The organism is Plantibacter sp. MMLR14_011 (genome assembly GCF_001865025.1).
Taxonomy (GTDB): domain Bacteria; phylum Actinomycetota; class Actinomycetes; order Actinomycetales; family Microbacteriaceae; genus Plantibacter; species Plantibacter flavus_A.
Genome location: NZ_MJGW01000008.1, coordinates 277,804 through 299,876, shown reverse-complemented (window position 1 = coordinate 299,876; position 22,073 = coordinate 277,804). Strand labels below are relative to the sequence as shown.

The window sequence follows — 22,073 nt, the reverse complement described above, 5'->3', positions numbered from 1 at the left end:
GCGGGTCGGCGAGGATTCACGAGCTGGTTCAGTCCTCGTAATCCGCCGGGAGGTTGGCGTCCGTGCCCGGGATGCCGAGATCGCTCGCGTGCTTGTCCGCCATGGCGAGCAGGCGTCGGATGCGGCCGGCGATGGCGTCCTTCGTCATCGGAGGGTCGGCGAAGTGGCCCAGTTCGTCGAGGCTGGCCTCACGGTGGTCGAGGCGCAGGGCACCGGCGTACTGCAGGTGGTCGGGGACCTCGTCGCCCAGGATCTCGAGGGCGCGCTCGACGCGCGCGCAGGCCGCCACGGCCGCCTGCGCGGAGCGGCGAAGGTTGGCGTCGTCGAAGTTGACGAGACGGTTCGCGGTCGCCCGGACCTCCTTGCGCTGCCGCATCTCCTCCCAGGAGGTGACGGTGCCGGTGGCACCCATGAGCGACAGCATGCCGCTGATCGCGTCGCCCTCGCGGATGACGACCCGGTGGATGCCGCGGACCTCCCGCGCCTTCGCGGAGACACCGATGCGGCCGGCGGCACCGACGAGCGCCATCGCGGACTCGTTACCGGGGCACACGACGTCGAGCGACGCAGATCGGCCGGGGTCGGTGAGGGACCCGGTGGCGAGGAACGCCCCCCGCCAGACGGCGGCGAGTTCGTCGCGCGACCCGGTGGTCAGCCGGTTCGGCAGCCCGCGGACCGCACGCCGTCGTGCGTCGAGGAGTCCGGTCTGTCGGGCGAGGGTCTCGCCTCCCTCGATGACGCGCACCACGAACAGGCTCGGTTTGCCCGAGCTGCCGGGGTTCTGCACCAGGATCTCGCTGCGGATCCCGTAGAGCTCGCCGATGTCGCGACGCACCCGCTGGGCGAGGGTCGGACTGTCGAGTTCGGCTTCGATCGCCACGCGTCCGGAGATCGTGTGGAGTCCGCCGGAGAAGCGGAGCAGGGACGCGAGCTCGGCCGCTCGGACCGAGTTGCGGGTCTCGCGGACGAGCGCCAGTTCGTTCTTGACGTCGGCGGTGAGGGCCACGGTGGTTCCTATCTGTCGTGATCGCGCCGTCGGAGTGCGGCGTCGATCCTGCATGTTCGCGATCCGGAGGCGTAGTGCCTCGGACCGTTCGGGCTCCGCCGCGGCTGCGTCGGGCCCGTGGGCGTCATTCGCGCCCGAGGTCTCGGTGCCGGACGTGCACGGCGACGCCGGACTGGTTCCGCAGTCGGTCGGCGAGCTCGAGGGCGACCGCGACCGAGCGGTGCTTGCCCCCCGTGCAGCCGACGGCGATGGTGACGTGACGCTTGTTCTCACGCTGGTACCCCGCGAGGACGGGCTCGAGGGCGTGGGCATAGCTCTCGAGGAACTCGGCGGCTCCGGTCTGCGAGAGCACGTACTCGCTGACCTCGGGGTCCTGACCGCTCAACGCACGCAGCTCCGGAACCCAGAACGGGTTCGGGAGGAACCGCATGTCGGCGACGAGGTCCGCATCAGGCGGCAGGCCGTACTTGAACCCGAAGCTCAGCACGGTGACCTGGACACCCGGTGTCTCCGCGCCGGCGAAGAGCTCACGCGTGGTCGTGGCGAGCTGGTGGATGTTGAGGTCGCTCGTGTCGATGATGACGTCACTCGACTCACGGATCTCGCTCAGTCGGTGACGCTCCGCCACGATGCCGTCGAGGATCGTGCCCTCGCCCTGCAGCGGGTGCGGCCTGCGGACGGCTTCGAACCGGCGGACGAGCGCCGCGTCGGTCGCCTCCAGGAAGATCATGCGGAGGTGCGTCCCGCCCCGGAGCGCCGGCACGATCTCCTGCAACTCGCTGAAGAAGTCGCGGCCCCGGACGTCGACCACCGCGGCGATCCGCGGCAGACGTGATCCGGCGCGCTCGGCGAGGTCGACGAGGGGACGGAGCATCTGCGGGGGCAGGTTGTCGACGACGTACCAGCCGAGATCCTCGAGCGCGTTCGCGACGGTGGAGCGTCCGGCGCCGGACATCCCCGTGACGATGAGGACTTCCTGCTGGTGCTGCGGCTGGCCCGGGGTCATCGACACGCTTTCCTCGAAGGTCTGAAGTCCCAGCCTACCCATTCCGCGAGGCCTGCGAGGGCTGTGCGGAGCCGGAGGTCAACGCCTCGTGCACCGTGGCCGCCAGTTTGTCGCCGATGCCCTTGACCTCGGTGATCTCGGCCGGCGTCGCGGTCTTCAAGCGGGCGACGGATCCGAAGTGTTTGAGCAGCTCGCGGACCTTCGCCGGACCGAGCCCGGGGATCTCGCCGAGGACGGTCGAGATGTCGCGCTTCCGCTTCTGGCGCTGGAAGCTGATGGCGAACCGGTGCGCCTCGTCGCGGACCCGCTGGAGGAGGAACAGCGCTTCGCTCCCCCGCGGCAGGATCACCGGATACGGGTCCTCGGGCAACCAGATCTCCTCCAGTCGCTTCGCCAGTCCGCACAGGGTGATCCCGGTCAGGCCGGACTCCTCCAGCGCACGCGCGGCGGCGGCGACCTGCGGTTGCCCGCCGTCGACGATGAGGAGCTGCGGCGGATAGGTGAACTTCCGGCGCTTGCGTTCCCCCGTGGTCTCGTCGACCGTCTCGACGGGCTCGGACGACGTGAGGTGCGCGAGTCGCCGGGAGACGACCTGGTAGATCGAGTCGGTGTCGTCGGTGGACTCGGCGACGCCGAAGCGGCGGTACTCGTCTTTCCGGGACAGCCCGTCCTCGAAGACCACCATCGACGCGACGATGTTGGTACCGCTCAGGTGCGACACGTCGAAGCACTCGATCCGCAGCGGCGCCTCGGGCATCCCGAGCGCATCGCGGATGTCCTCGAGCGCCTGCGTCCTGGCCACGAAGTCGGAGCTGCGCCGGGTCTTGTAGAGCATGAGGGCCTGCTTGGCGTTGACGACCGCGGTCTCCATGAGCGTCGCCTTCTCGCCGCGCTGGGCGACGCGGAGGGCGACCTTCGAGCCGCGGCGTTCGGCCAGCCAGTCCTCGAGGCTCTCGGCGTCGTCCGGCAGTTCCGGAACGAGCACCTCTCTCGGGACCTCGGTCCCGCTCGCGGCGGCGTACACCCGTTGGACGACGCTGTCGACGAGCTCGGCGGTCGACATGTCGAGCTCCTTGTCGACGGTCCACGACCGCACACCGCGGATGCGGCCGCCACGGACGATGAACTGCTGCACCGACGCGGCGAGCTCGTCGTGGTCGATGCCGAACAGGTCGGCGTCCACGGCGTCGCGCAGAACGACCGCGCTCTTCGCGAGCACCTGGTCGAGCGCCTGGAGCTGATCCCGGTAGACGGCCGCGGACTCGTAGTCCTGGCGGGCCGCGGCGGCCTTCATGTCGGCGGTGATGCGCGTCGTGAACCGGCGGTCGTTGCCGACCATGAACGAGACGAAGTCGTCGACGATCGCGCGGTGTTCCTCGATGGTGACCTTGCCGGAGCACGGCCCTCCGCACCGCCCGATCTGCCCGGGGAAACAGGGCTTCCCCGAGGCCATGGCCCGCTTGTACGCCGAGTCGGAGCAGGTGCGGATCGGGAAGACCTTGATCATGAGGTCGACCGTGTCGTGGACGGCCCAGATCTTCGGGTACGGGCCGAAGTACTTGGCCCCCGGGATCCGGGTGTTCCGGGTGACCATGACGCGCGGTGCCTCGTCACCGAGGGTGACCGCGAGATATGGGTACGACTTGTCGTCGCGGAACTTCACGTTGAACGGCGGGTCGTACTCCTTGATCCACGTGTACTCGAGCTGCAGCGCCTCGACGTCGCTGCCGACCGTCGTCCAGGTGACCCCGGTCGCGGTCGTCACCATGCGGCGCGTGCGCTCGTGGAGGGTGTGCAGGGGCGCGAAGTAGTTGCTGAGCCTCGCCCGGAGGTTCATCGCCTTGCCGACGTAGAGCACCCGGCCCGAGTCGTCGCTGAAGCGGTACACGCCGGGCATGGTGGGGATCTCCCCCGCCTTCGGCCGGTACGCCAGACCACTTCCGCCGCGGACGGCCGCCACGTCAGCCCGCCTTGCGGCTGCCGCCGGCCTCTGCCTCGAACAGTTCGTTCAGGAAGAAGCCCGTGTGGCTGCCGGGGACCGTCGCGAGGTGCTCGGGTGTTCCCGTGGCGAGGACCGTCCCGCCACCGGCTCCACCCTCGGGGCCCATGTCGATGAGCCAGTCGGCGGACTTGATGACGTCGAGGTTGTGCTCGATCACGATGACCGTGTTGCCCTTGTCGACGAGCCCGCCGAGGACGAGCAGCAGCTTCCGGACGTCTTCGAAGTGCAGACCCGTGGTCGGCTCGTCGAGGACGTAGACGCTGCGCCCGTTGCTCCGCCGCTGCAGCTCCGTCGCGAGCTTGACGCGTTGGGCTTCGCCGCCGGACAGGGTCGTGGCGCTCTGGCCGAGACGGACATAGCCCAGGCCGACCTCGACGAGCGTCTTGAGGAACCGGTGGATCGAGGAGATCGGCTCGAAGAAGTCGGCAGCCTCGGCGATCGGCATGTCGAGCACCTCGGCGATGTTCTTGCCCTTGTAGTGGATGGTCAGGGTGTCGCGGTTGTACCGCGCTCCCCCGCACACCTCGCAGGCGACGTAGACGTCGGGCAGGAAGTTCATCTCGATCTTGATCGTGCCGTCGCCCGAGCAGGCCTCACAGCGGCCGCCCTTGACGTTGAAGCTGAACCGCCCGGCGAGGTAGCCGCGGACCTTGGCCTCCTGCGTCTCCGCGAAGAGGTTGCGGATCTTGTCGAAGACGCCGGTGTACGTGGCGGGGTTCGAGCGAGGGGTGCGGCCGATGGGCGCCTGGTCGACGTGGACCACCTTGTCGAGGTGCTCCAGACCCGTGACCCTGGTGTGCTTGCCGGGCAGCTTGCGCGCGCCGTTCAGCTTGTTCGCCAGGACCCGGTACAGGACGTCGTTGACCAGCGAGGACTTCCCGGAGCCGCTCACGCCGGTGACGGCAGTGAGGACTCCGAGCGGGAAGTCCGCGCTGACCTTCTTCAGGTTGTTCGCCTGCGCTCCGATCACCTGGATCTGACGCTTCGTGTCGATCGGGCGACGCTTCGCCGGGATCTCGATGGCCTTGCGGCCGGAGAGGTAGTCACCGGTGAGGGACTCGGTGTTGGCCTCGAGCGCCTCGTACGATCCGGAGTGCACGACACGGCCGCCGTTGACGCCCGCGCCGGGACCGATGTCGACGATCCAGTCGGCGGTGCGGATGGTGTCCTCGTCGTGCTCGACGACGATCAGCGTGTTGCCGAGGTCGCGGAGGGCGACGAGGGTCTCGATGAGTCGGCGGTTGTCGCGCTGGTGCAGGCCGATGCTCGGTTCGTCGAGGACGTAGAGCACGCCGGTGAGGCCCGAGCCGATCTGCGTCGCGAGGCGGATGCGCTGCGCCTCACCACCCGAGAGGGAGCCGGCGGTCCTGGCCAGGTCGAGGTAGTTGAGCCCGACCTGGATGAGGAAGTCGAGACGCACCTTGATCTCACGGAGCACCTGCGCCGCGATGTGGGCCTCGCGGTCGCTCAGTTCGAGGCGGTCCATGAACTTCCGGGCGTCGGAGAGGCTCAGCTCGGCGACCTCCGCGATGCTGTGATCGTGGATCAGGACCGAGAGCACCTCGGGCTTCAGGCGACGACCGCCGCAGACCTGGCACGGGACTTCGCGCAGGTACTCCGACCACCGCACCCGTTGGCTGTCGGTGTCGGCCTGGAGGTACTGCCGCTCGATGTAGGGGATGACGCCCTCGAAGCCCGAGGAGTAGCTCATCTCACGGCCGAAGCGGTTCTTCCACTTGACCTTGACCTTGAAGTTGTCGCCGCGGAGTACCGCCTCCTGGACCTTGGAGGGCAGGTCGCGCCAGGGGGTGTCGAGCGAGAAGTCGAGGTCGCGGGCCAGCCCGTCGAGCAGCTTCTCGTAGTACTGGTAGAGCCCCTTGCCCTGCGTGGTCCAGGGCACGATGACGCCCTCGTTGATGCTGAGTTCCTCGTCGCCGAGGAGCAGCTCCGCGTCGACCGACATGCGCGTGCCGAGGCCGGAGCACTCCGGGCAGGCACCGAACGGGGCGTTGAACGAGAACGTCCGCGGCTCGATCTCGGTCAGCTGCAGCGGGTGGTTGTTCGGGCAGGAGAGCTTCTCGGAGAAGGTGCGCCAGGCTTCGTCGCCCTCCTCGTCGACGAAGTTGATCGTCACGAGGCCGTCGGTGAGCTGCAGTGCCGTCTCGAGGGAGTCCGTCAGGCGGCCGAGGATCTCGGGCCCGGCGACGAGGCGGTCGACGACGACCGCGATGTCGTGCTTGACCTGCTTCTTGAGCGTCGGCGGCTCCGCCAGCTGGATCGCCTCGCCGTCGACGATGGCGCGTGCGAAGCCCTTGGCCGAGAGCTCCTTGAAGAGGTCGACGAACTCGCCCTTCTTCTGGCTCACGACGGGGGCGACGATCTGGTACCGGCGTCGCTCCTCGAGCTCCATCAGCTGGTCGGCGATCTGCTGCACCGTCTGGCGTTGGATGACCTCGCCGCAGACCGGGCAGTGCGGGACCCCGATGCGCGCCCAGAGCAGCCGCATGTAGTCGTAGACCTCGGTGATCGTCCCGACGGTCGACCGCGGGTTGCGGTTCGTGGACTTCTGGTCGATCGAGACCGCAGGGCTCAGGCCCTCGATGAAGTCGACGTCCGGGCGGTCGACCTGACCGAGGAACTGGCGGGCGTACGCCGAGAGCGACTCGACGTAGCGTCGCTGGCCCTCGGCGAAGATCGTGTCGAAGGCGAGCGAGGACTTCCCCGAGCCCGAAAGACCCGTGAAGACGACGAGCGAGTCGCGTGGGATCTCGAGGTCGACGTTCTGAAGATTGTGGACGCGGGCACCGCGGACGCTGAGCGTGGAGTGGTGATCTACCTTGGCAATTGACACCCTTCGAGTCTACGCAGCACCACCGACACCGGACTCCCGAGCGGTGTCGGTGGTACTGCGCTCTCAGCGAAGCGGCGGACTAGATGTGCCCGGCCTTGGCCATCTGTCGGAGTTCCTGCTTGAGTTCGGAGACCTCGTCGCGGAGGCGGCCGGCGAGTTCGAACTTGAGTTCGGCCGCGGCGGCCAGCATCTGGGCGTTGAGGTCGGCGATGATCGACTCCAGGTCGTTCGCGCCCTCGGCGGCGATGCCCTCCCGACGCAGGTTCGGCGTCGGACTCTTCTTCTTGCCGTTGTCGCGTCCGGCGAGCAACGCCGCGGTGTCCGCACCTTCTCGGGCGAGCGCCTCGGTGATGTCGGCGATGCGCTTGCGCAACGGCTGCGGATCGATGCCGCGCTCCTCGTTGTAGGCGATCTGCTTCTCCCGGCGACGGTCCGTCTCCTCGATCGCGCGCTTCATCGAGTCGGTCAGGACGTCGGCGTACATGTGGACTTCGCCGGATACGTTGCGGGCGGCACGACCGATGGTCTGGATGAGCGAGGTCGACGAGCGGAGGAAGCCCTCCTTGTCGGCGTCGAGGATCGCCACGAGCGAGACCTCCGGGAGGTCGAGCCCCTCGCGCAGCAGGTTGATGCCGATGAGGACGTCGTAGACGCCCTGCCGGAGTTCGCTCAGCAGCTCGACCCGCCGGAGGGTGTCGACGTCGGAGTGCAGGTAGCGGACGCGCACGCCGGCCTCCGTCAGGAAGTCGGTGAGCTCCTCCGCCATCTTCTTGGTGAGGGTGGTCACGAGGACGCGCTCGTCGCGTTCGGCGCGGACCCGGATCTCCTCGAGGAGGTCGTCGATCTGGCCGTTGGAGGGCTTCACGATGATCGCCGGGTCGACGAGGCCGGTCGGGCGGATGATCTGCTCGACGATGCCGTCCGCGATGCCCATCTCGTACTTGCCCGGCGTCGCCGAGAGGTACACCGTCTGGCCGACGCGGTTCTTGAATTCGTCCCACCGGAGCGGGCGGTTGTCCATCGCGCTCGGGAGTCGGAACCCGTGCTCGACCAGGGTGCGCTTGCGGGAGGCGTCGCCCTCGAACATCGCGCCGATCTGCGGAACGGTGACATGCGACTCGTCGATGACGGTGAGGAAGTCGTCTGGGAAGTAGTCGAGGAGGCAGTTCGGTGCCTCGCCGGCCGAGCGGCCGTCGATGTGGCGCGAGTAGTTCTCGATGCCGGAGCAGAAGCCGATCTGCTGCATCATCTCGAGGTCGAACGTGGTGCGCATGCGGAGTCGCTGCGCCTCGAGGAGCTTGCCCTCGCGTTCGAGCGACTGGAGCCGCTCCGCCAGTTCTTCCTGGATGGTGCCGATGGCGCGCTGGATCGTCTGCGGGCTGGCGGCGTAGTGGGAGGCCGGGAACACCGACACCGCGTCGAGCCTCTTCACGACGTCGCCGGTGAGCGGGTGCAGGGCGTAGAGGGCCTCGATCTCGTCGCCGAAGAACTCGATGCGGATCGCGAGCTCCTCGTAGACCGGGATGATCTCGATGGTGTCGCCGCGCACACGGAAGTTGCCGCGCGAGAAGTCGACGTCGTTGCGGTTGTACTGCATGCCGACGAACTTGCGGATGAGGCGGTCGCGCCCGATGTTCTGCCCGACCTGCAGCGCCGCCATCGCCTCCAGGTACTCCTCCGCCGCACCGAGACCGTAGATGCACGACACGGTCGACACGACGATGACGTCGCGACGGCTCAGCAGCGAGTTGGTGGTCGAGTGCCGCAGCCGCTCGACCTCGGCGTTGATGGACGAGTCCTTCTCGATGAAGGTGTCGGTCTGTGGGACGTACGCCTCGGGCTGGTAGTAGTCGTAGTAGGAGACGAAGTACTCGACCGCGTTGTTCGGCATGAGTTCGCGGAACTCGTTCGCCAGCTGGGCCGCGAGGGTCTTGTTGTGCGCCAGGACGAGCGTCGGGCGCTGGACGGCTTCGATGAGCCAGGCGGTCGTCGCGGACTTACCGGTACCGGTGGCACCCAGGAGGACGACATCGGTCTCGCCGGCGTTGATGCGCCCGGACAGCTGCTCGATGGCGGCGGGCTGATCGCCGCTCGGCTCGTACTCGCTGATCACCTCGAAGGGGCGGACGGCGCGTGTTGGTTCCATGCTCCGAGTCTACGGAGGACCACCGACACCGCCGCCCCGCTTCGCCCACAGCGGAGCGGGGCGGCGCGCTCAGACGCCGTCCTGGCGGTCGGGCGCCGGTACGGCCATCGCGGCGGCGCGGTGCCAGACCGCGTCGACCTGGCTGAGGGTGTGCTCGAGCGAGCCGGAAGTGTCGATCACCACGTCGGCGACGGCTGCGCGCTGCTCCTCGGTCGCTTGGGCCGCGATGCGTCGTTCCGCCTCGCCCCGGTCGAGCCCGCGGAGGTCGACGAGCCGACGGGCGCGCTCCCCCTCCGGAGCTGCGGCGACGACCACGAGGTCGAACTCGTCGGCGCGGCCGGTCTCGACGAGCAGCGGGACGTCGTAGACGACGACGGCACCGGGGTCGTTCGAGGCTTCGGCGATCCGGGCCTGTGAACGCCGTTTGACCTCCGGGTGCACGATGGCGTTGAGGTCGGCCCGCGCCTGGTCGTCGGCGAAGACGATCGAGCCGAGCGCCGCGCGGTCGAGTGCTCCGTCGGGCCCGATCACGTCGGCACCGAAGCGCTCCGCGATGGCGGCCAGTCCCGGGGTCCCCGGCTCGACGGCCTCTCGTGAGAGGACGTCCGCGTCGATGACGACGGCGCCGTGTTCAGCGAGCCGGGCCGCGATGGTCGATTTGCCGGAGGCGATCCCGCCGGTGAGGCCGATGAGGTACATGTCAGCCAGCGTACCCGCGGAGCGTGCAGCGCCTTCGACGAGCGCCCCTCGCACAACGCAGCAGGGGGCCGCCCGAAGGCGACCCCCTGCTGGACACCGACGCTGGTCGGTGCTGATGGGACTAGTTGCTCGAGAGCTTCTCGCGGAGGGCCGCGAGGGACTCGTCGTCAGCGAGCGTGCCGCCGCCGGCGGAGTCGCTCGAGAACGAGGAACCGGCCGACGAGGACACGGTCGAGGAGGAAGCCTGGTTGGCCTCTTCGACGGCTGCGGCAGCGACCTGCTTCTTGTGCGCTTCCCAACGAGCCTGGGCGGCAGCGTAGTCCTGCTCCCACTTCTCGCGCTCGGCGTCGAAGCCTTCCTTCCACTCCTGCGTCTCGGCGTCGAAGCCCTCGGGGTACTTGTAGTTCCCGAGCTCGTCGTACTCCGTGAGCATGCCGTAGAGGGCCGGGTCGAACTCGGTGCCCTCGGGGTCGACACCCTCGTTGGCCTGCTTGAGGCTCAGCGAGATACGGCGACGCTCGAGGTCGATGTCGATGACCTTCACGAAGACCTCTTCGCCGACCGACACGACCTGCTCGGCGAGCTCGACGTGCTTGCCGGAGAGCTCCGAAATGTGCACGAGGCCCTCGATGCCGTCTGCGACGCGGACGAACGCACCGAACGGGACGAGCTTGGTGACCTTACCCGGTGCAACCTGGCCGATGGCGTGGGTGCGGGCGAAGACCTGCCACGGGTCCTCCTGGGTCGCCTTGAGCGACAGCGAGACGCGCTCGCGGTCCAGGTCGACCTCGAGGATCTCGACGGTGACTTCCTGACCGACCTCGACGACCTCGCTGGCGTGCTCGATGTGCTTCCAGCTGAGCTCGGAGACGTGGACCAGACCGTCGACGCCGCCGAGGTCGACGAACGCGCCGAAGTTGACGATCGAGGAGACGACGCCCTTGCGGACCTGTCCCTTCTGGAGGTTGTTGAGGAAGGTGGTGCGGCTCTCGGACTGCGTCTGCTCGAGGAGCGCACGGCGCGACAGGACCACGTTGTTGCGGTTCTTGTCGAGCTCGAGGATCTTCGCCTCGATCTCCTGGCCGAGGTACGGCGTGAGGTCGCGGACGCGGCGCAGCTCGATGAGCGAAGCCGGGAGGAAGCCACGGAGGCCGATGTCGACGATGAGGCCGCCCTTGACGACCTCGATGACCGAACCGGTGACGACGCCGTCGGATTCCTTGATCTTCTCCACGTCGCCCCAAGCACGCTCGTACTGCGCGCGCTTCTTCGACAGGATCAGACGGCCTTCCTTGTCCTCCTTCTGGAGAACGAGAGCCTCGATCGTGTCGCCGACGTTGACGACCTCGGAGGGGTCGACGTCGTGCTTGATGGAGAGTTCACGCGAGGGGATGACACCCTCGGTCTTGTAGCCGACGTCGAGGAGGACCTCGTCGCGGTCGATCTTCACGACGGTGCCCTCGATGAGGTCGCCGTCGTTGAAGAACTTCAGAGTCTTTTCGACCGCTGCGAGGAAGTCCTCAGCAGATCCGATGTCGTTGATTGCGACCTGCTTGGGGGCGGTCGTTGCGCTTGTCATGTAGTAATTGCTCCAGGTGGACAATGATTCAGGCCGGCCTCGCGCACGGCTCCGGACCCGTGGATGACCACGGACGTTGATCGAAGCGATGCTGTTGTGTGAACCGATCCGGGGATCGGTGTCGCTCTGCGAGACGGGCAGGCGGATAGGACGTCACAATTGTGACAGTCCAGTCTAGCGATTTTCCGGGTGTGCAGGCAAGCCGCGGTGGGAGAGGATGTCCCGCAGCGCTGGATCGAGCGTCGGGTGCTCGAACCGGTAGCCCGCCTGCAGCAACCGCTCCGGCATCGCCCAGCGACTCTTCAGGACCAGCTCGCTCTCGGTCCGCAGGACGGACATCCCGATCTCCAGCAACCAGCGGGGTGCGGGGAGGCCGACCGGCATCCCGAGCACGTACCGCACGGTCCGCATGAATCCGCGGTTGTCGGTGGGGTTCGGTGACGTCACGTTGACGACGCCGTCGAGTTCGGGATGGCCACGGAGGAACCGGACGATCCCGATGACGTCGTCCAGGTGGATCCAGCTGAACCGCTGCCGCCCGCCCGGCGTCCCGAACCGGTGATCCGTGCCGGCGGCACGACGCGATCGGGAAGTGGGCCAGTGACCGTCCAGTTGGGGTCCGCCGAGGCCGAGACGCGCCAACCACCTGAGCGGGGTGAGTGCTCCGCCGTCCCCCAGGACGATCGCGATGCGGAGGGCGACCCGTCGTGTCCCGGGCAGCTCGTCCGCGAAGAACGCCTGCTCCCAGGCGGTCGCGACGTCGACGGAGAACCCGGAACCGATCTCACCGTCGGCCTCCGTCATCGGGCGGTCGTCGGCATGGCGGTAGATCGTGGCGGTCGACGCATTGATCCAGAGCGGCGGAGGCGAAACGGCTGCACGCACCGCCCGCGCCAGCTCCGTCGTCGTGTTCACGCGGGATCGGAGGATCTCGGCGCGGTTCGACGGGGTGTAGCGACAGTTCACACTCTTCCCGGCGAGGTTGACCAGGAGGTCCGCGCCGTCGACCAGCCGGGCGATGCCCGCGTGGTCACCCCATCGCGCGTCGGCGGCACCACGCCCGATGACGGAGACGGTGGCGCCGTCGGCCCGGAACGACTCGACCAGACGACGCCCGATGAACCCGGACGCGCCGGCGACGACGATCCGTTCAGCCGTCATCCGAGCATCGCCGTCCGCAGCGTGTCGAGCCCGACGCCACCGAGGTCCAGTGCCCGACGGTGGAAGTCCTTGATGTCGAAGGCGTCTCCGGCGCGGCGGGCCGCGTCGTCGCGGAGCTGTTCCCAGATGCGCTGGCCGATCTTGTACGAGGGCGCCTGGCCGGGCCAACCGAGGTACCGGTTGACCTCGAACCAGACGAACTCCGGCGACATGTTGACGTTGCGACCCATGAAGTCGAAGGCGTACTCGGCGGTCCAGGTCCCGCTGCCGTCCGGAAGCGGCTTGCCGAGGTGTACGCCGATGTCGAGGACGACGCGGGCCGCGCGCATCCGCTGACCGTCGAGCATGCCCAGGCGGTCCGCCGGGTCGTCGAGGTATCCGAGCTGTTCCATCAGGCGCTCGGCGTAGAGCGCCCATCCCTCGGCGTGGCCGGAGGTGCCGGCGAGCTGTCGGCGCCAGAGGTTGAGCGTCTTCCGGTTGACGACGGCCTGCCCGATCTGCAGGTGATGTCCTGGCACACCCTCGTGGTAGACGGTCGTGAGCTCGCGCCACGTGTCGAACTCGGTGACGCCGGCGGGGACGGACCACCACATGCGGCCAGGGCGTGAGAAGTCGTCCGTCGGGCCGGTGTAGTAGATCCCGCCCTCCTGCGTCGGCGCGATCATGCACTCGAGCGCGCGGATCTCCTGCGGGATGTCGAAGTGCGTGCGCCCCAGCTCCTCGACCGCACGGTCACTCGTCTCCTGCATCCACCGCTGGAGCGCGTCGGTGCCGTGCAGCTTGCGCACCGGATCCTGTTCGAGGAATGCGACCGCCTCCTCGACGGACGCGCCGGGGAGGATCTCGTTCGCGATCGCCTCCTGCTCCGACACCATGCGCGCCAGTTCCTCGATGCCCCACTCGTAGCTCTCGTCGAGGTCGACCGTCGCGCCGAGGAAGCGGCGGGACTGCAGCGCGTAGAGCTCGCGGCCGATGGCGTCCTCCTGGGTCGCAGCAGGCAGCAGTTCGTGCGCGAGGAAGTCCGCCAGACGGTTGTAGGCGACGGCTGCGGCGCCGGCACCCGTCGAGAGTTCGGCGGCGAGGGACGCCGGGAGCTGACCGTCCGCCGGTCCGGCGTTGGCGGCGAAGCCGATGAAGAATCCGTCGTCGGCGCCGGTGCGGAGGACCTGCTCGTGCACCTCGGCCACCTGGCGGCGTGCCGGGGTGATCCCACGGGCGATGCCCTCGCGCAGGGTCTCGATGTACCCGTCGACCGCGTCCGGCAACGCGCCGAGGCGGGTCCGGATGGTGCTCCAGTCCTCGACCGTCGCGGTCGGCATCAGGTCGAAGACGTCGCGCAGTTCCTGCGACGGCGACGCGATCACGTTGAGGTCGCGGTACTGGAGACCGGCCTCCGACGAGGCGAGGTCGAGCTCCAGTTCCGCCGAGAGGTCGGTCTGGGTGACGCGGTCGACGGCGTCGACCGGTGCGGCGGACCGCAGCTCGCGAAGCGTGCGCGACGCGGCTTCGACGTACGCCTCGTGCCCGGCCGGCGAGTAGTCGCCGTACCGTCCGCCGACGTCCGTGCGGCCGATGTAGGTGCCGACCTCCGGCTTCAGCTGGACGAGGGTCTCCACCCAGCTCTCGGCGATGGCGTCGATCGGTGTGCTCTGACGAAGTTCTTCGTGGGACATGACGACGAGCCTAGTCCGCACCCGTCCGCCGCCCGGGTGCGGACCCGCAGGGCGCGCTCAGTGGGCTGCGGCGTCCCAGTCGTGACCGCGGCCGATCTGGACCTCCAGCGGTACCGACAGTTCGGCGGCACCGGCCATCTGTGCTCGGACGATGCGCTCCAGGGCGTCCCACTCCCCCTCGGCGACCTCGAAGATCAGTTCGTCGTGCACCTGCAGCATCATCTGCGAGCTGAGGGATTCGGAGCGCAGCTCGGACTCGATGCCGATCATGGCGCGTTTCATGATGTCGGCGGCCGAACCCTGGATCGGGGCGTTCAGCGCCTGGCGTTCGGCGTTCTCCCTGACCAGTCGGTTGGGGCTCGAGAGCTCGGGGAAGAGCCTGCGACGACCGAAGATCGTCTCGGTGTAGCCGTCGAGTTTGGCCTGCTCGACGACGTTGCGCAGGTAGTCGCGGACCGCACCGAAGCGCTCGAAGTAGTCGACCATGAGCTGCTTCGCCTCAGCGCTCGAGATCCGCAGCTGCTTCGAGAGCCCGAACGCACTCAAGCCGTAGGCGAGTCCGTACGACATCGCTTTGACCTTGTTGCGCATCGCGGGGGTCACATCCTCGGCGGCGACGCCGAAGATGCGCGCGCCGACGAAACGGTGGAGGTCCTCGCCGGACTTGAACGCCTCGATGAGGCCGGCATCGCCGGAGAGGTGCGCCATGATCCGCATCTCGATCTGCGAGTAGTCGGCGGTCAGCAGGGTCTCGTACCCGGAGCCGGCTTGGAAGGCGGCGCGGATGCGGCGTCCCTCCTCGGTGCGCACGGGGATGTTCTGCAGGTTCGGGTCGGTCGAGGAGATCCGACCGGTGCTGGTCCCGATCTGGACGTACGTCGTGTGGATGCGGCCGTCGGGCGTGATCGCCTTGTCGAGCGTCTCCACGATCTGGCGGAGCTTCGTCGCATCGCGGTGCTCGAGGAGGAGCCCGAGGAACGGGTGCGGGCTCTTCTCCTGGAGATCGGCCAGGGCGCCGGCGTCGGTCGAGAAGCCCGTCTTGTTGGCGCGTGTCTTCGGCATGGCGAGCTGGTCGAAGAGGACCTCCTGCAGCTGCTTCGGTGATCCGAGGTTGACCTCGCGGCCGATCTCCGCATACGCGTTGCTCGCGAGCTCCGCAGCCCGGTTCCCGAGCTGCTCGGACAGGCCGCTCAGGATGTCGTGGTCGACCGTCACCCCGGTGAGCTCCATGTGGGCCAGCACCTGGAGGACCGGCAGTTCCATGTCGAGCAGCACGCCGAGCGACCCGGCGTCGAGCGCCGTGCGAGTGGCCTCGGCGACCCGGAGGGCGTACCAGGCGGTGCCACCGACCCCCACGGGGTCGGTCTCGGGGACGAGCTGGTTCGGGTCGGCGACGGGCATCGTCTCGTCGAGATAGCGCGTGATGAGGTCGGCGATCGTCTTGTCGCCGCCGCTCGGACGCAGGAGCCAGCCGGCGACCGCGGTGTCGTAGCCGAGACCGCCGACCGTCAGGCCGGCGCGCGTGACCGCCTGGAGCTGCGGCTTGGCGTCGTGCATGATCTTCGGGGCGTCGCTCGCCAACCACGCCTCGAGCGGCGCGTAGTCGGCCTCACCGGGACGCCAGGCGAGCGAGACGATCTCCGTGGGGGTCGCGAGGCCGGCTGCGACCGGGAGGCCTCCGTCGAGGTCCAGGTGGAGGCCGATCCCGGCGGGATGTGCGGCGACGGCACGGGTGATCCACGCCTCGAGCTCTTCGTCGAGCAGCTCCTTCTGCGGTGGCATGACCACGCCGCCCGCCTGCGGTGCGGACACATCCGTGTTGGCCTCGAGTCCGTCGAGTTTGAGGACCCGATCGAGCAGCGTGCGGAACTCGAGCCGCCCGAAGACGGCCGCCACCGCGTCCGCGTCGATCGGTCGGCGTTCGAGGTCCTTCGGTCCGACGGACAGTTCGACGTCGGTGAGGAGCCGGTTGAGTCGGCGGTTGCGGACCGCGTTCTCCTTGTGCTCGCGGAGGCTCTCCCCCACCTTGCCGGTGATCTCGTCGGCGCGCTCGAGGATCTGTTCGAGGGAGCCGAACTGGTTGAGCCACTTCACGGCGGTCTTCTCGCCGACCTTCGGGATGCCCGGGAGGTTGTCGCTCGTCTCACCGACGAGCGCCGCGATCTCCGGGTACTGCTCCGGCCGGATGCCGTAGCGCTCGAAGACCTTGGCTCCGTCGTACCGGGTGAGCGCGGAGACGCCCTGGCTCGACGGGTACAGCAGGGTGACGTCGTCGGTGACGAGCTGGATGGTGTCGCGGTCGCCGGAGACGACGAGGACCCGGAAGCCCTCCTCGGCGCCCTGCTTGGCGAGGGTGGCGAGGATGTCGTCGGCCTCGTAGTCCTCTTTGCTGATCGTCGTGATGTTCATCGCCTTGAGCGCCTCTTCGAGCAGCGGCACCTGCCCCTTGAACTCCACCGGGGTCTCACCGCGCGTGCCCTTGTACTCGGGGTACTCGCGGGTGCGGAAGGAACGGCGCGAGATGTCGAACGCCACGGCGATGTGGCTCGGGTTCTCGTTCTTGAGCAGGCTGATCAGCATGGAGATGAAGCCGTGGATGGCGTTCGTGTGCTGACCGTCGCGGGTTTGGAAGCTGTCGACCGGCAGGGCGTAGAACGCCCGGAATGCGAGCGAGTGGCCGTCGACGACGAGGAGGGTAGGCTTTTCTGATTCCGACACGCGCCCAGCCTACAAGCCGGTGCCGACACGGCTCAGGCCCGATCCGAAGGTGGACATGACGAACGAGACCGACGACGCACTCGAGTTCTTGCGGACGAGGGGCAGCGGCGCACTCGCCGCCAAGATGGGCATCGAGTTCACCGAGTTCACGGTGCAGCGATCCGTCGCCACCATGCCCGTCGAGGGCAACACCCAACCCGCAATGCTGCTGCACGGTGGGGCGTACGTCGTGCTCGGCGAGTCCCTCGGCTCGATGGCCGCCAACCTCTTCGCGGGCCCGGGCAAACTCGCGGTCGGCATCGACATCAACGCGACGCACACCAGGTCCGCCACCGAGGGCGTCGTGACGGGTGTCTGCACCCCGATCCACCTCGGTCGCTCGCTCACGGTGCACGAGATCGCCGTCACCGACGAGCAGGGACGACGGTGCTCCACGATCCGCATCACGAACCTCATCAAGGACGCACCGACCCGCTGACGAACCCCGCACCGGACACAGCAGAGCGGCCCGCCCCCGAGGGGACGGGCCGCTCTTGCGACGAGGGAGGAGCGCTACTTCTTGGCGCTGAGCTGCTCGATGATGGCCTGCGCGACATCGTGCATGGTGAGGCGACGGTCCATGGAGGCCTTCTGGATCCAGCGGAACGCCTCGGGCTCGGTGAGGCCCATCTTCTCGTTGAGCAGGCCCTTCGCCCGGTCGACGAGCTTGCGGGTCTCGAAGCGCTCGACCATGTCGGCGACCTCGGCCTCGAGGGTGATGATCTGCTGGTAGCGCGAGAGGGCGATCTCGATCGCGGGAAGGAGGTCGTTCGGCGTGAACGGCTTCACGACGTAGGCGAGGGCGCCTGCCTCGCTCGCCCGCTCGACGAGCTCCTTCTGGCTGAAGGCCGTGAGGAGGACCACCGGGGCGATGTGCGCCTTACCGATGCGCTCGGCCGCGGAGATGCCGTCGAGCTGAGGCATCTTGACGTCCATGATCACGAGATCCGGACGGAGTTCCGTCGCGAGGGCGACAGCGGTCTCGCCGTCGCCGGCCTCGCCGACGACCTCGAAACCGTTGTCGCGGAGGATCTCGACGATGTCGAGGCGGATGAGGGATTCGTCCTCAGCGACGACGACGCGCCGTGGGGCTGCGGGAGGGGTCTCTTGCTCGGTCACCCTCAAATCCTACGGTACTCTGATGCAGGTTGCTGTTCGCCGTGCGGCGGACGCGCCGGTGTGGCGGAATGGCAGACGCGGAGCACTCAAAATGCTTTGTCGAAAGACGTGTGGGTTCGAGTCCCACCACCGGTACCAGGAACGAGCTGATGGCCCACCGGGTGCACTCGACCTGCCGACACGATGGGACCCGACACCATGACCGCAGAGCACACCGACCCGCGCCAGGACGTCCACGACGCCAGCACCGACGACCGGCTCCAGGGCATCCTCGTGCAGGTCGCAGCAGACCGGTCCCTCACCCCGGACCTCGACGTCCGGGCAGCGCTGGCGGACCGTCTCAGCGACCAGGGCATCGACGTCGACGCGGCCGAGCTCGACCGTCTCGTCGGTTCACTGCCTGGTCAGCCCGGCGAGGAGCCCGGACCGTTCCTCACCGACGGCGCGACCTCGGCGGACGACGCGAACTGATCAGAAGCCGCGCTCGACGGCGGCGGCCGGACCGTCGGCCTCCGTCGTCAGCTCCGGTCCGCCGACGGCGTCGCCCGTCCAGGTGTCGACCCGCCAACCGGTCGTCGTGTCCCCGTCGACGATGATGACGCCCGTGTTCGTGATGGGGTGCGTGCCGATGAAGTGTCCGTCGACGTTCGCCCCGCGCAGCCCGAGCCAGGACCGGAGCATCGCTCCGTGGCTCACGACCACCACGCTCTCCAGTCCGGAGCCCTCGAGCTCCTCGATCACGGCGTCGAAACGCGCGAACACCTCATGGCCGTTCTCGCCGCCCGGCATCCGGGTGTCGAGGTCGCCCATCGCCCACGCCACGATGGTGTCGATGTAGACCTGGACGGCCTCGGGCGACCCGAGCATCTCGTTGTCGCCGGCGCTGATCTCCCGGAGTCCGTCACGGACGATCACGGGAAGCCCGCTGACGTCGGCGACAGGTGCGGCGGTCTGTTGCGCCCGCACCGCGGTGGAGGCGTAGACGGCGTCGATCCGCTCCCCCACGAGCGCTTTGGGGAGGGCGGCCGCCTGCGTCTCGCCGAGTTCGGTGAGGACGGCCCCGGGGATCGCGGTGTCGAGCAGGCCGGCGACGTTGGACGAGGTCTGACCGTGTCTGATGAGGATGAGGCGCATGTCTCCAGGGTAGGCGAGCGACCGGACGGCGGTCATCTCCCGGTGCGGAGTGTGCCGGGATCAGCTGCGCGGGGTCCACTGCGGTTCGGCGCTCCCCAGGACGGCCGCCGGGGACGCGTGGTCGTCGAAGGCGCTGAGCGCGGGGCGGGCCGTCGTCACCGCACCGTGGGTGACCAGGCACCGCGCTCCCGGGAGGTCGGACGGCTGAGGATCCTCGGTTCGCGAGAGTCGCTGGAGCGCAGCACTGACACGCGCGAGCGACACCGACGACCGGCCGGCATCACCGCCACCGACGACCCTCGCCACGTCGTCGACGATCGCCGCCGCCAGCAGGTATCCCGCGCTGTGGTCGAGCGCCTGCGCCGGCAGGGCACCCGGGACGCCGTCATCGTCCTCGACCAGTGCGATGCCCGTCGCGGCCTGGACCAGGCTGTCGAACCCGCGTCGATCACCCCATGGGCTCGTCGTACCCCAGGCGTCGACGGAGCCGGTGACCAGACCGTCGCGACCTCGCAGACCGAGGCGCTCGAGGGCGTGTGGCCGGTACCCCGTCACCAGGATGTCGGCCTCGTCGCTCAGCGTCTGCAGTGTCGCGAGGCCGCGCGGTGTCGACGCGTCGAGGGTCGCCGTCCGCTTCCCCTGGCCGCTGTCGGTGTGCTGCCAGGGGATCTCGGGGACCTGCGGTGGATCCACGCGCAGGACGTCCGCACCGAGGAGCGCGAGGGTCCTCGTGGACACGGGACCGGCGATCACCCGCGTCAGGTCGAGGACGCGGAGGCCGCGCAAGGGTTGCCGGCGCGTGGGCCGCACCCACGAGGCGATCCTCGAGCCGCTGGAGCCACCGTGGCGCCTGACGAGCGGTCCGTCACCGACCGAGGCCTGCGGTGTGGACGACCATTCGGCAGCGCTCCGGACGGCGACGAGCAGTGCGCCGACCCCGGCGGCCTCCGATTCCAGGTCGAGGGCCGAGCGGGAGGCGATCGCCGAGGCGAGCTCTGCGCGGGTGGCCTCGTCGCCGATCCCGAGCATGGCGCTCAGGCGGCGGCGATGGTGCGGGTAGTTCGCGTGCGTGCGCACCCAGCCGTCTGCCGCGGCGAAGAAGCCGGACAGTGGCGCGAACGCGTCCACGGCTGCTCCGTCGATCCGCAACAGGCGGTCGCTCTGGTAGGCCGCGGCGATCCGCTCGAGGTCGAGAGCCGTGTGCATCGGCTCGTATCCGAGGGCGATGCGGAGTCGGTCGGCGGCATCCTCCACGGCGCCGACGGCGACCGCGGCGAGCTCCAGGACGGCGAATCGGGAGGCCAGGAGTCCCGCCGCACCGGTCGCCTCACGGTCGACGCCTCCCGGCTCCAGGCCCACTGCGCTGCGGAGGGTGTCGTCGACGAGGACGGAACGGTTCATGGGCATCAGGCTAGACCCACGGCGTCCGGAATCGCGGTGCCACCGCACACCCGGCGGACGACGAAGGCCGTGGTCCCCGTACGGGAGGACCACGGCCTTCGCTGCTGTCGACGACTAGAGGACGTCGCCCACCTTGTGGACGCGGATGTCGTTCGTCGTCCCGGGGATGCCGGGAGGGGAACCGGAGATGATGATGACCGGCTCACCGACGGCGGCCTTGCCCGTGGCGACGAGGACCTCGTCCACCTGGGCGACCATCTGGTCGGTGTGCGTCACGCGCTCGACGACGAAGGACTCGACGCCCCAGTTCAGCGCCATCCGACGACGGATGGCCGGGTCGGGCGTGAACGCCAGGATCGGGATCCGGTTGCGGAGACGGGCCATGCGGCGGACCGACTCCCCCGACTCCGTGAAGACGCAGAGGAACTTCGCCTCGACGAAGTCCGCCACCTCGACGGCCGCCAACGTGATCGCTCCGGCCTGGGTGCGCGGCTTCGTGCCGAGCGGCGGAACGCGGTCGAGACCGTGGATCTCGGTCGACTCGACGATCCGGGCCATGGTCTGGACCGTGATCACCGGGTAGGCGCCGACACTCGTCTCGCCACTGAGCATGACCGCGTCAGCACCGTCGAGCACCGCGTTCGCGACATCGGAGGTCTCCGCGCGGGTCGGGATGGGGCTGGAGATCATCGACTCGAGCATCTGCGTCGCGACGATGACCGGCTTCGCCATGCGGCGAGCGAGCTCCACCGCACGCTTCTGCACGATCGGGACGGCCTCGAGCGGGAGCTCGACACCGAGGTCGCCACGGGCGACCATGATCGCGTCGAACGCCTCGACGATGCCCTCGAGGTTCTCGACGGCCTGCGGCTTCTCGATCTTGGCGATCACGGGGACCTTGCGGCCCTCCTCCGCCATGATCTCGTGGACACGGTCGATGTCGGCTGCGTCGCGCACGAACGACAGGGCGATGAGGTCGGCGCCGAGACGCAGTCCCCAGCGGAGGTCCGCTTCGTCCTTCTCGCTGAGCGCGGGGACGTTGACGGCGACGCCGGGGAGGTTGATGCCCTTGTTGTTCGACACGGGGCCGGCGACGATGACGCGCGTGGTCACGACGGTGTCGTCCGCTTCAACGACCTCGACCTTGACCTTGCCGTCGTCGATCAGGAGGAAGTCGCCCGGCTTGACGTCCTGGGGCAGGCCCTTGAACGTCGTCGAGGAGATCTCCTTGGTGCCGAGGATGTCCTCGGTCGTGATCTTGAAGATGTCGCCGACGGCGAGGTCGTACGGGCCGCCCTCGAACTTGCCGAGGCGGATCTTCGGGCCCTGCAGGTCGACCAGGACGGCGACGGCACGGCCGGAGTCCTCGGTGGCCTTGCGCACGTTGGCGTAGATGGCCTCGTGCACGTCGTAGCTGCCGTGGCTCAGGTTCATCCGGGTGACATCGACCCCCGCATCGATGATGGCCCGGATGTTCTCATAGCTGGAGACTGCAGGCCCCAGCGTTGCGACGATCTTGGCTCGTCTCATGTGTGTGTG

16 protein-coding genes and 1 tRNA gene are annotated in these 22,073 nt (G+C 68.6%); 3 read left to right on the top strand and 14 right to left on the bottom strand.

Going from position 1 to position 22,073, the window contains the following annotated elements; genetic code table 11:
- Positions 1-28 precede the first annotated feature (28 nt).
- The 10 genes from whiA to polA all read right to left on the bottom strand — a co-directional run bounded on the left by whiA (position 29) and on the right by polA (position 16,841).
- Positions 29-1,006: a DNA-binding protein WhiA gene (whiA, locus tag BIU99_RS05820; RefSeq protein WP_064296921.1), complete on the bottom strand. Its 978-nt coding sequence runs from the start codon at positions 1,004-1,006 to the stop codon at positions 29-31.
- Positions 1,007-1,130: 124 nt separating this feature from the next.
- Positions 1,131-2,012 carry an RNase adapter RapZ gene (gene rapZ / locus BIU99_RS05815; protein WP_064296920.1) on the bottom strand — a complete coding sequence of 294 codons (882 nt, stop codon included), beginning with the start codon at positions 2,010-2,012 and terminating at the stop codon, positions 1,131-1,133.
- A gap of 34 nt (positions 2,013-2,046) precedes the next feature.
- On the bottom strand, positions 2,047-3,972 hold the full coding sequence (gene uvrC / locus BIU99_RS05810; RefSeq protein ID WP_079002525.1) for an excinuclease ABC subunit UvrC: 1,926 nt from the start codon (positions 3,970-3,972) through the stop codon (positions 2,047-2,049).
- A gap of 1 nt (position 3,973) precedes the next feature.
- Positions 3,974-6,865, bottom strand: coding sequence for an excinuclease ABC subunit UvrA (gene uvrA / locus BIU99_RS05805; RefSeq protein WP_064296919.1), 2,892 nt, complete (start codon positions 6,863-6,865; stop codon positions 3,974-3,976).
- 79 nt (positions 6,866-6,944) lie between these two features.
- Positions 6,945-9,011, bottom strand: a complete 2,067-nt coding sequence (gene uvrB / locus BIU99_RS05800) for an excinuclease ABC subunit UvrB (protein ID WP_064296918.1) — start codon at positions 9,009-9,011, stop codon at positions 6,945-6,947.
- A gap of 69 nt (positions 9,012-9,080) precedes the next feature.
- Positions 9,081-9,710 (bottom strand): dephospho-CoA kinase, encoded by a 630-nt coding sequence (gene coaE, locus BIU99_RS05795; RefSeq protein WP_071260194.1) that lies wholly within the window; start codon positions 9,708-9,710, stop codon positions 9,081-9,083.
- A gap of 121 nt (positions 9,711-9,831) precedes the next feature.
- Positions 9,832-11,289, bottom strand: coding sequence for a 30S ribosomal protein S1 (gene rpsA / locus BIU99_RS05790; RefSeq protein ID WP_071260192.1), 1,458 nt, complete (start codon positions 11,287-11,289; stop codon positions 9,832-9,834).
- 174 nt (positions 11,290-11,463) lie between these two features.
- The gene (locus BIU99_RS05785) at positions 11,464-12,450 is read right to left on the bottom strand and encodes an epimerase (RefSeq protein ID WP_071260189.1); all 987 of its coding nucleotides are present in this window, start codon (positions 12,448-12,450) and stop codon (positions 11,464-11,466) included.
- Complete coding sequence (locus BIU99_RS05780) at positions 12,447-14,123, bottom strand: DUF885 domain-containing protein (RefSeq protein WP_071260186.1); 1,677 nt, start codon at positions 14,121-14,123, stop codon at positions 12,447-12,449. The genes BIU99_RS05785 and BIU99_RS05780 overlap by 4 nt, the downstream gene beginning before the upstream one ends.
- 57 nt (positions 14,124-14,180) lie before the next feature.
- Positions 14,181-16,841, bottom strand: coding sequence for a DNA polymerase I (gene polA, locus BIU99_RS05775; RefSeq protein WP_071260184.1), 2,661 nt, complete (start codon positions 16,839-16,841; stop codon positions 14,181-14,183).
- A 55-nt stretch (positions 16,842-16,896) separates the two neighbouring features.
- Between polA and BIU99_RS05770 the strand changes: the two genes are divergently transcribed.
- On the top strand, positions 16,897-17,319 hold the full coding sequence (locus BIU99_RS05770; RefSeq protein ID WP_071260373.1) for a hotdog fold thioesterase: 423 nt from the start codon (positions 16,897-16,899) through the stop codon (positions 17,317-17,319).
- A gap of 74 nt (positions 17,320-17,393) precedes the next feature.
- Here BIU99_RS05770 and BIU99_RS05765 read toward each other — a convergent pair whose 3' ends face one another.
- Positions 17,394-17,999, bottom strand: coding sequence for an ANTAR domain-containing response regulator (locus BIU99_RS05765; protein ID WP_064296913.1), 606 nt, complete (start codon positions 17,997-17,999; stop codon positions 17,394-17,396).
- 54 nt (positions 18,000-18,053) lie between these two features.
- Here BIU99_RS05765 and BIU99_RS05760 point away from each other — a divergent pair.
- Together BIU99_RS05760 and BIU99_RS05755 are read left to right on the top strand one after the other, a co-directional pair.
- Positions 18,054-18,137 (top strand) — tRNA-Leu (locus BIU99_RS05760).
- A gap of 60 nt (positions 18,138-18,197) precedes the next feature.
- The gene (locus BIU99_RS05755; RefSeq protein ID WP_124769355.1) at positions 18,198-18,470 is read left to right on the top strand and encodes a hypothetical protein; all 273 of its coding nucleotides are present in this window, start codon (positions 18,198-18,200) and stop codon (positions 18,468-18,470) included.
- Here the strand turns inward: BIU99_RS05755 and BIU99_RS05750 are convergent, their stop codons facing one another.
- The 3 genes from BIU99_RS05750 to pyk form a co-directional block, all read right to left on the bottom strand.
- Positions 18,471-19,133, bottom strand: a complete 663-nt coding sequence (locus BIU99_RS05750; RefSeq protein WP_071260372.1) for a histidine phosphatase family protein — start codon at positions 19,131-19,133, stop codon at positions 18,471-18,473.
- 60 nt (positions 19,134-19,193) lie between these two features.
- The gene (locus BIU99_RS05745) at positions 19,194-20,534 is read right to left on the bottom strand and encodes a CoA transferase (RefSeq protein ID WP_083397211.1); all 1,341 of its coding nucleotides are present in this window, start codon (positions 20,532-20,534) and stop codon (positions 19,194-19,196) included.
- A gap of 114 nt (positions 20,535-20,648) precedes the next feature.
- Positions 20,649-22,064, bottom strand: a complete 1,416-nt coding sequence (gene pyk, locus BIU99_RS05740) for a pyruvate kinase (RefSeq protein WP_064296910.1) — start codon at positions 22,062-22,064, stop codon at positions 20,649-20,651.
- Positions 22,065-22,073: the final 9 nt, after the last annotated feature.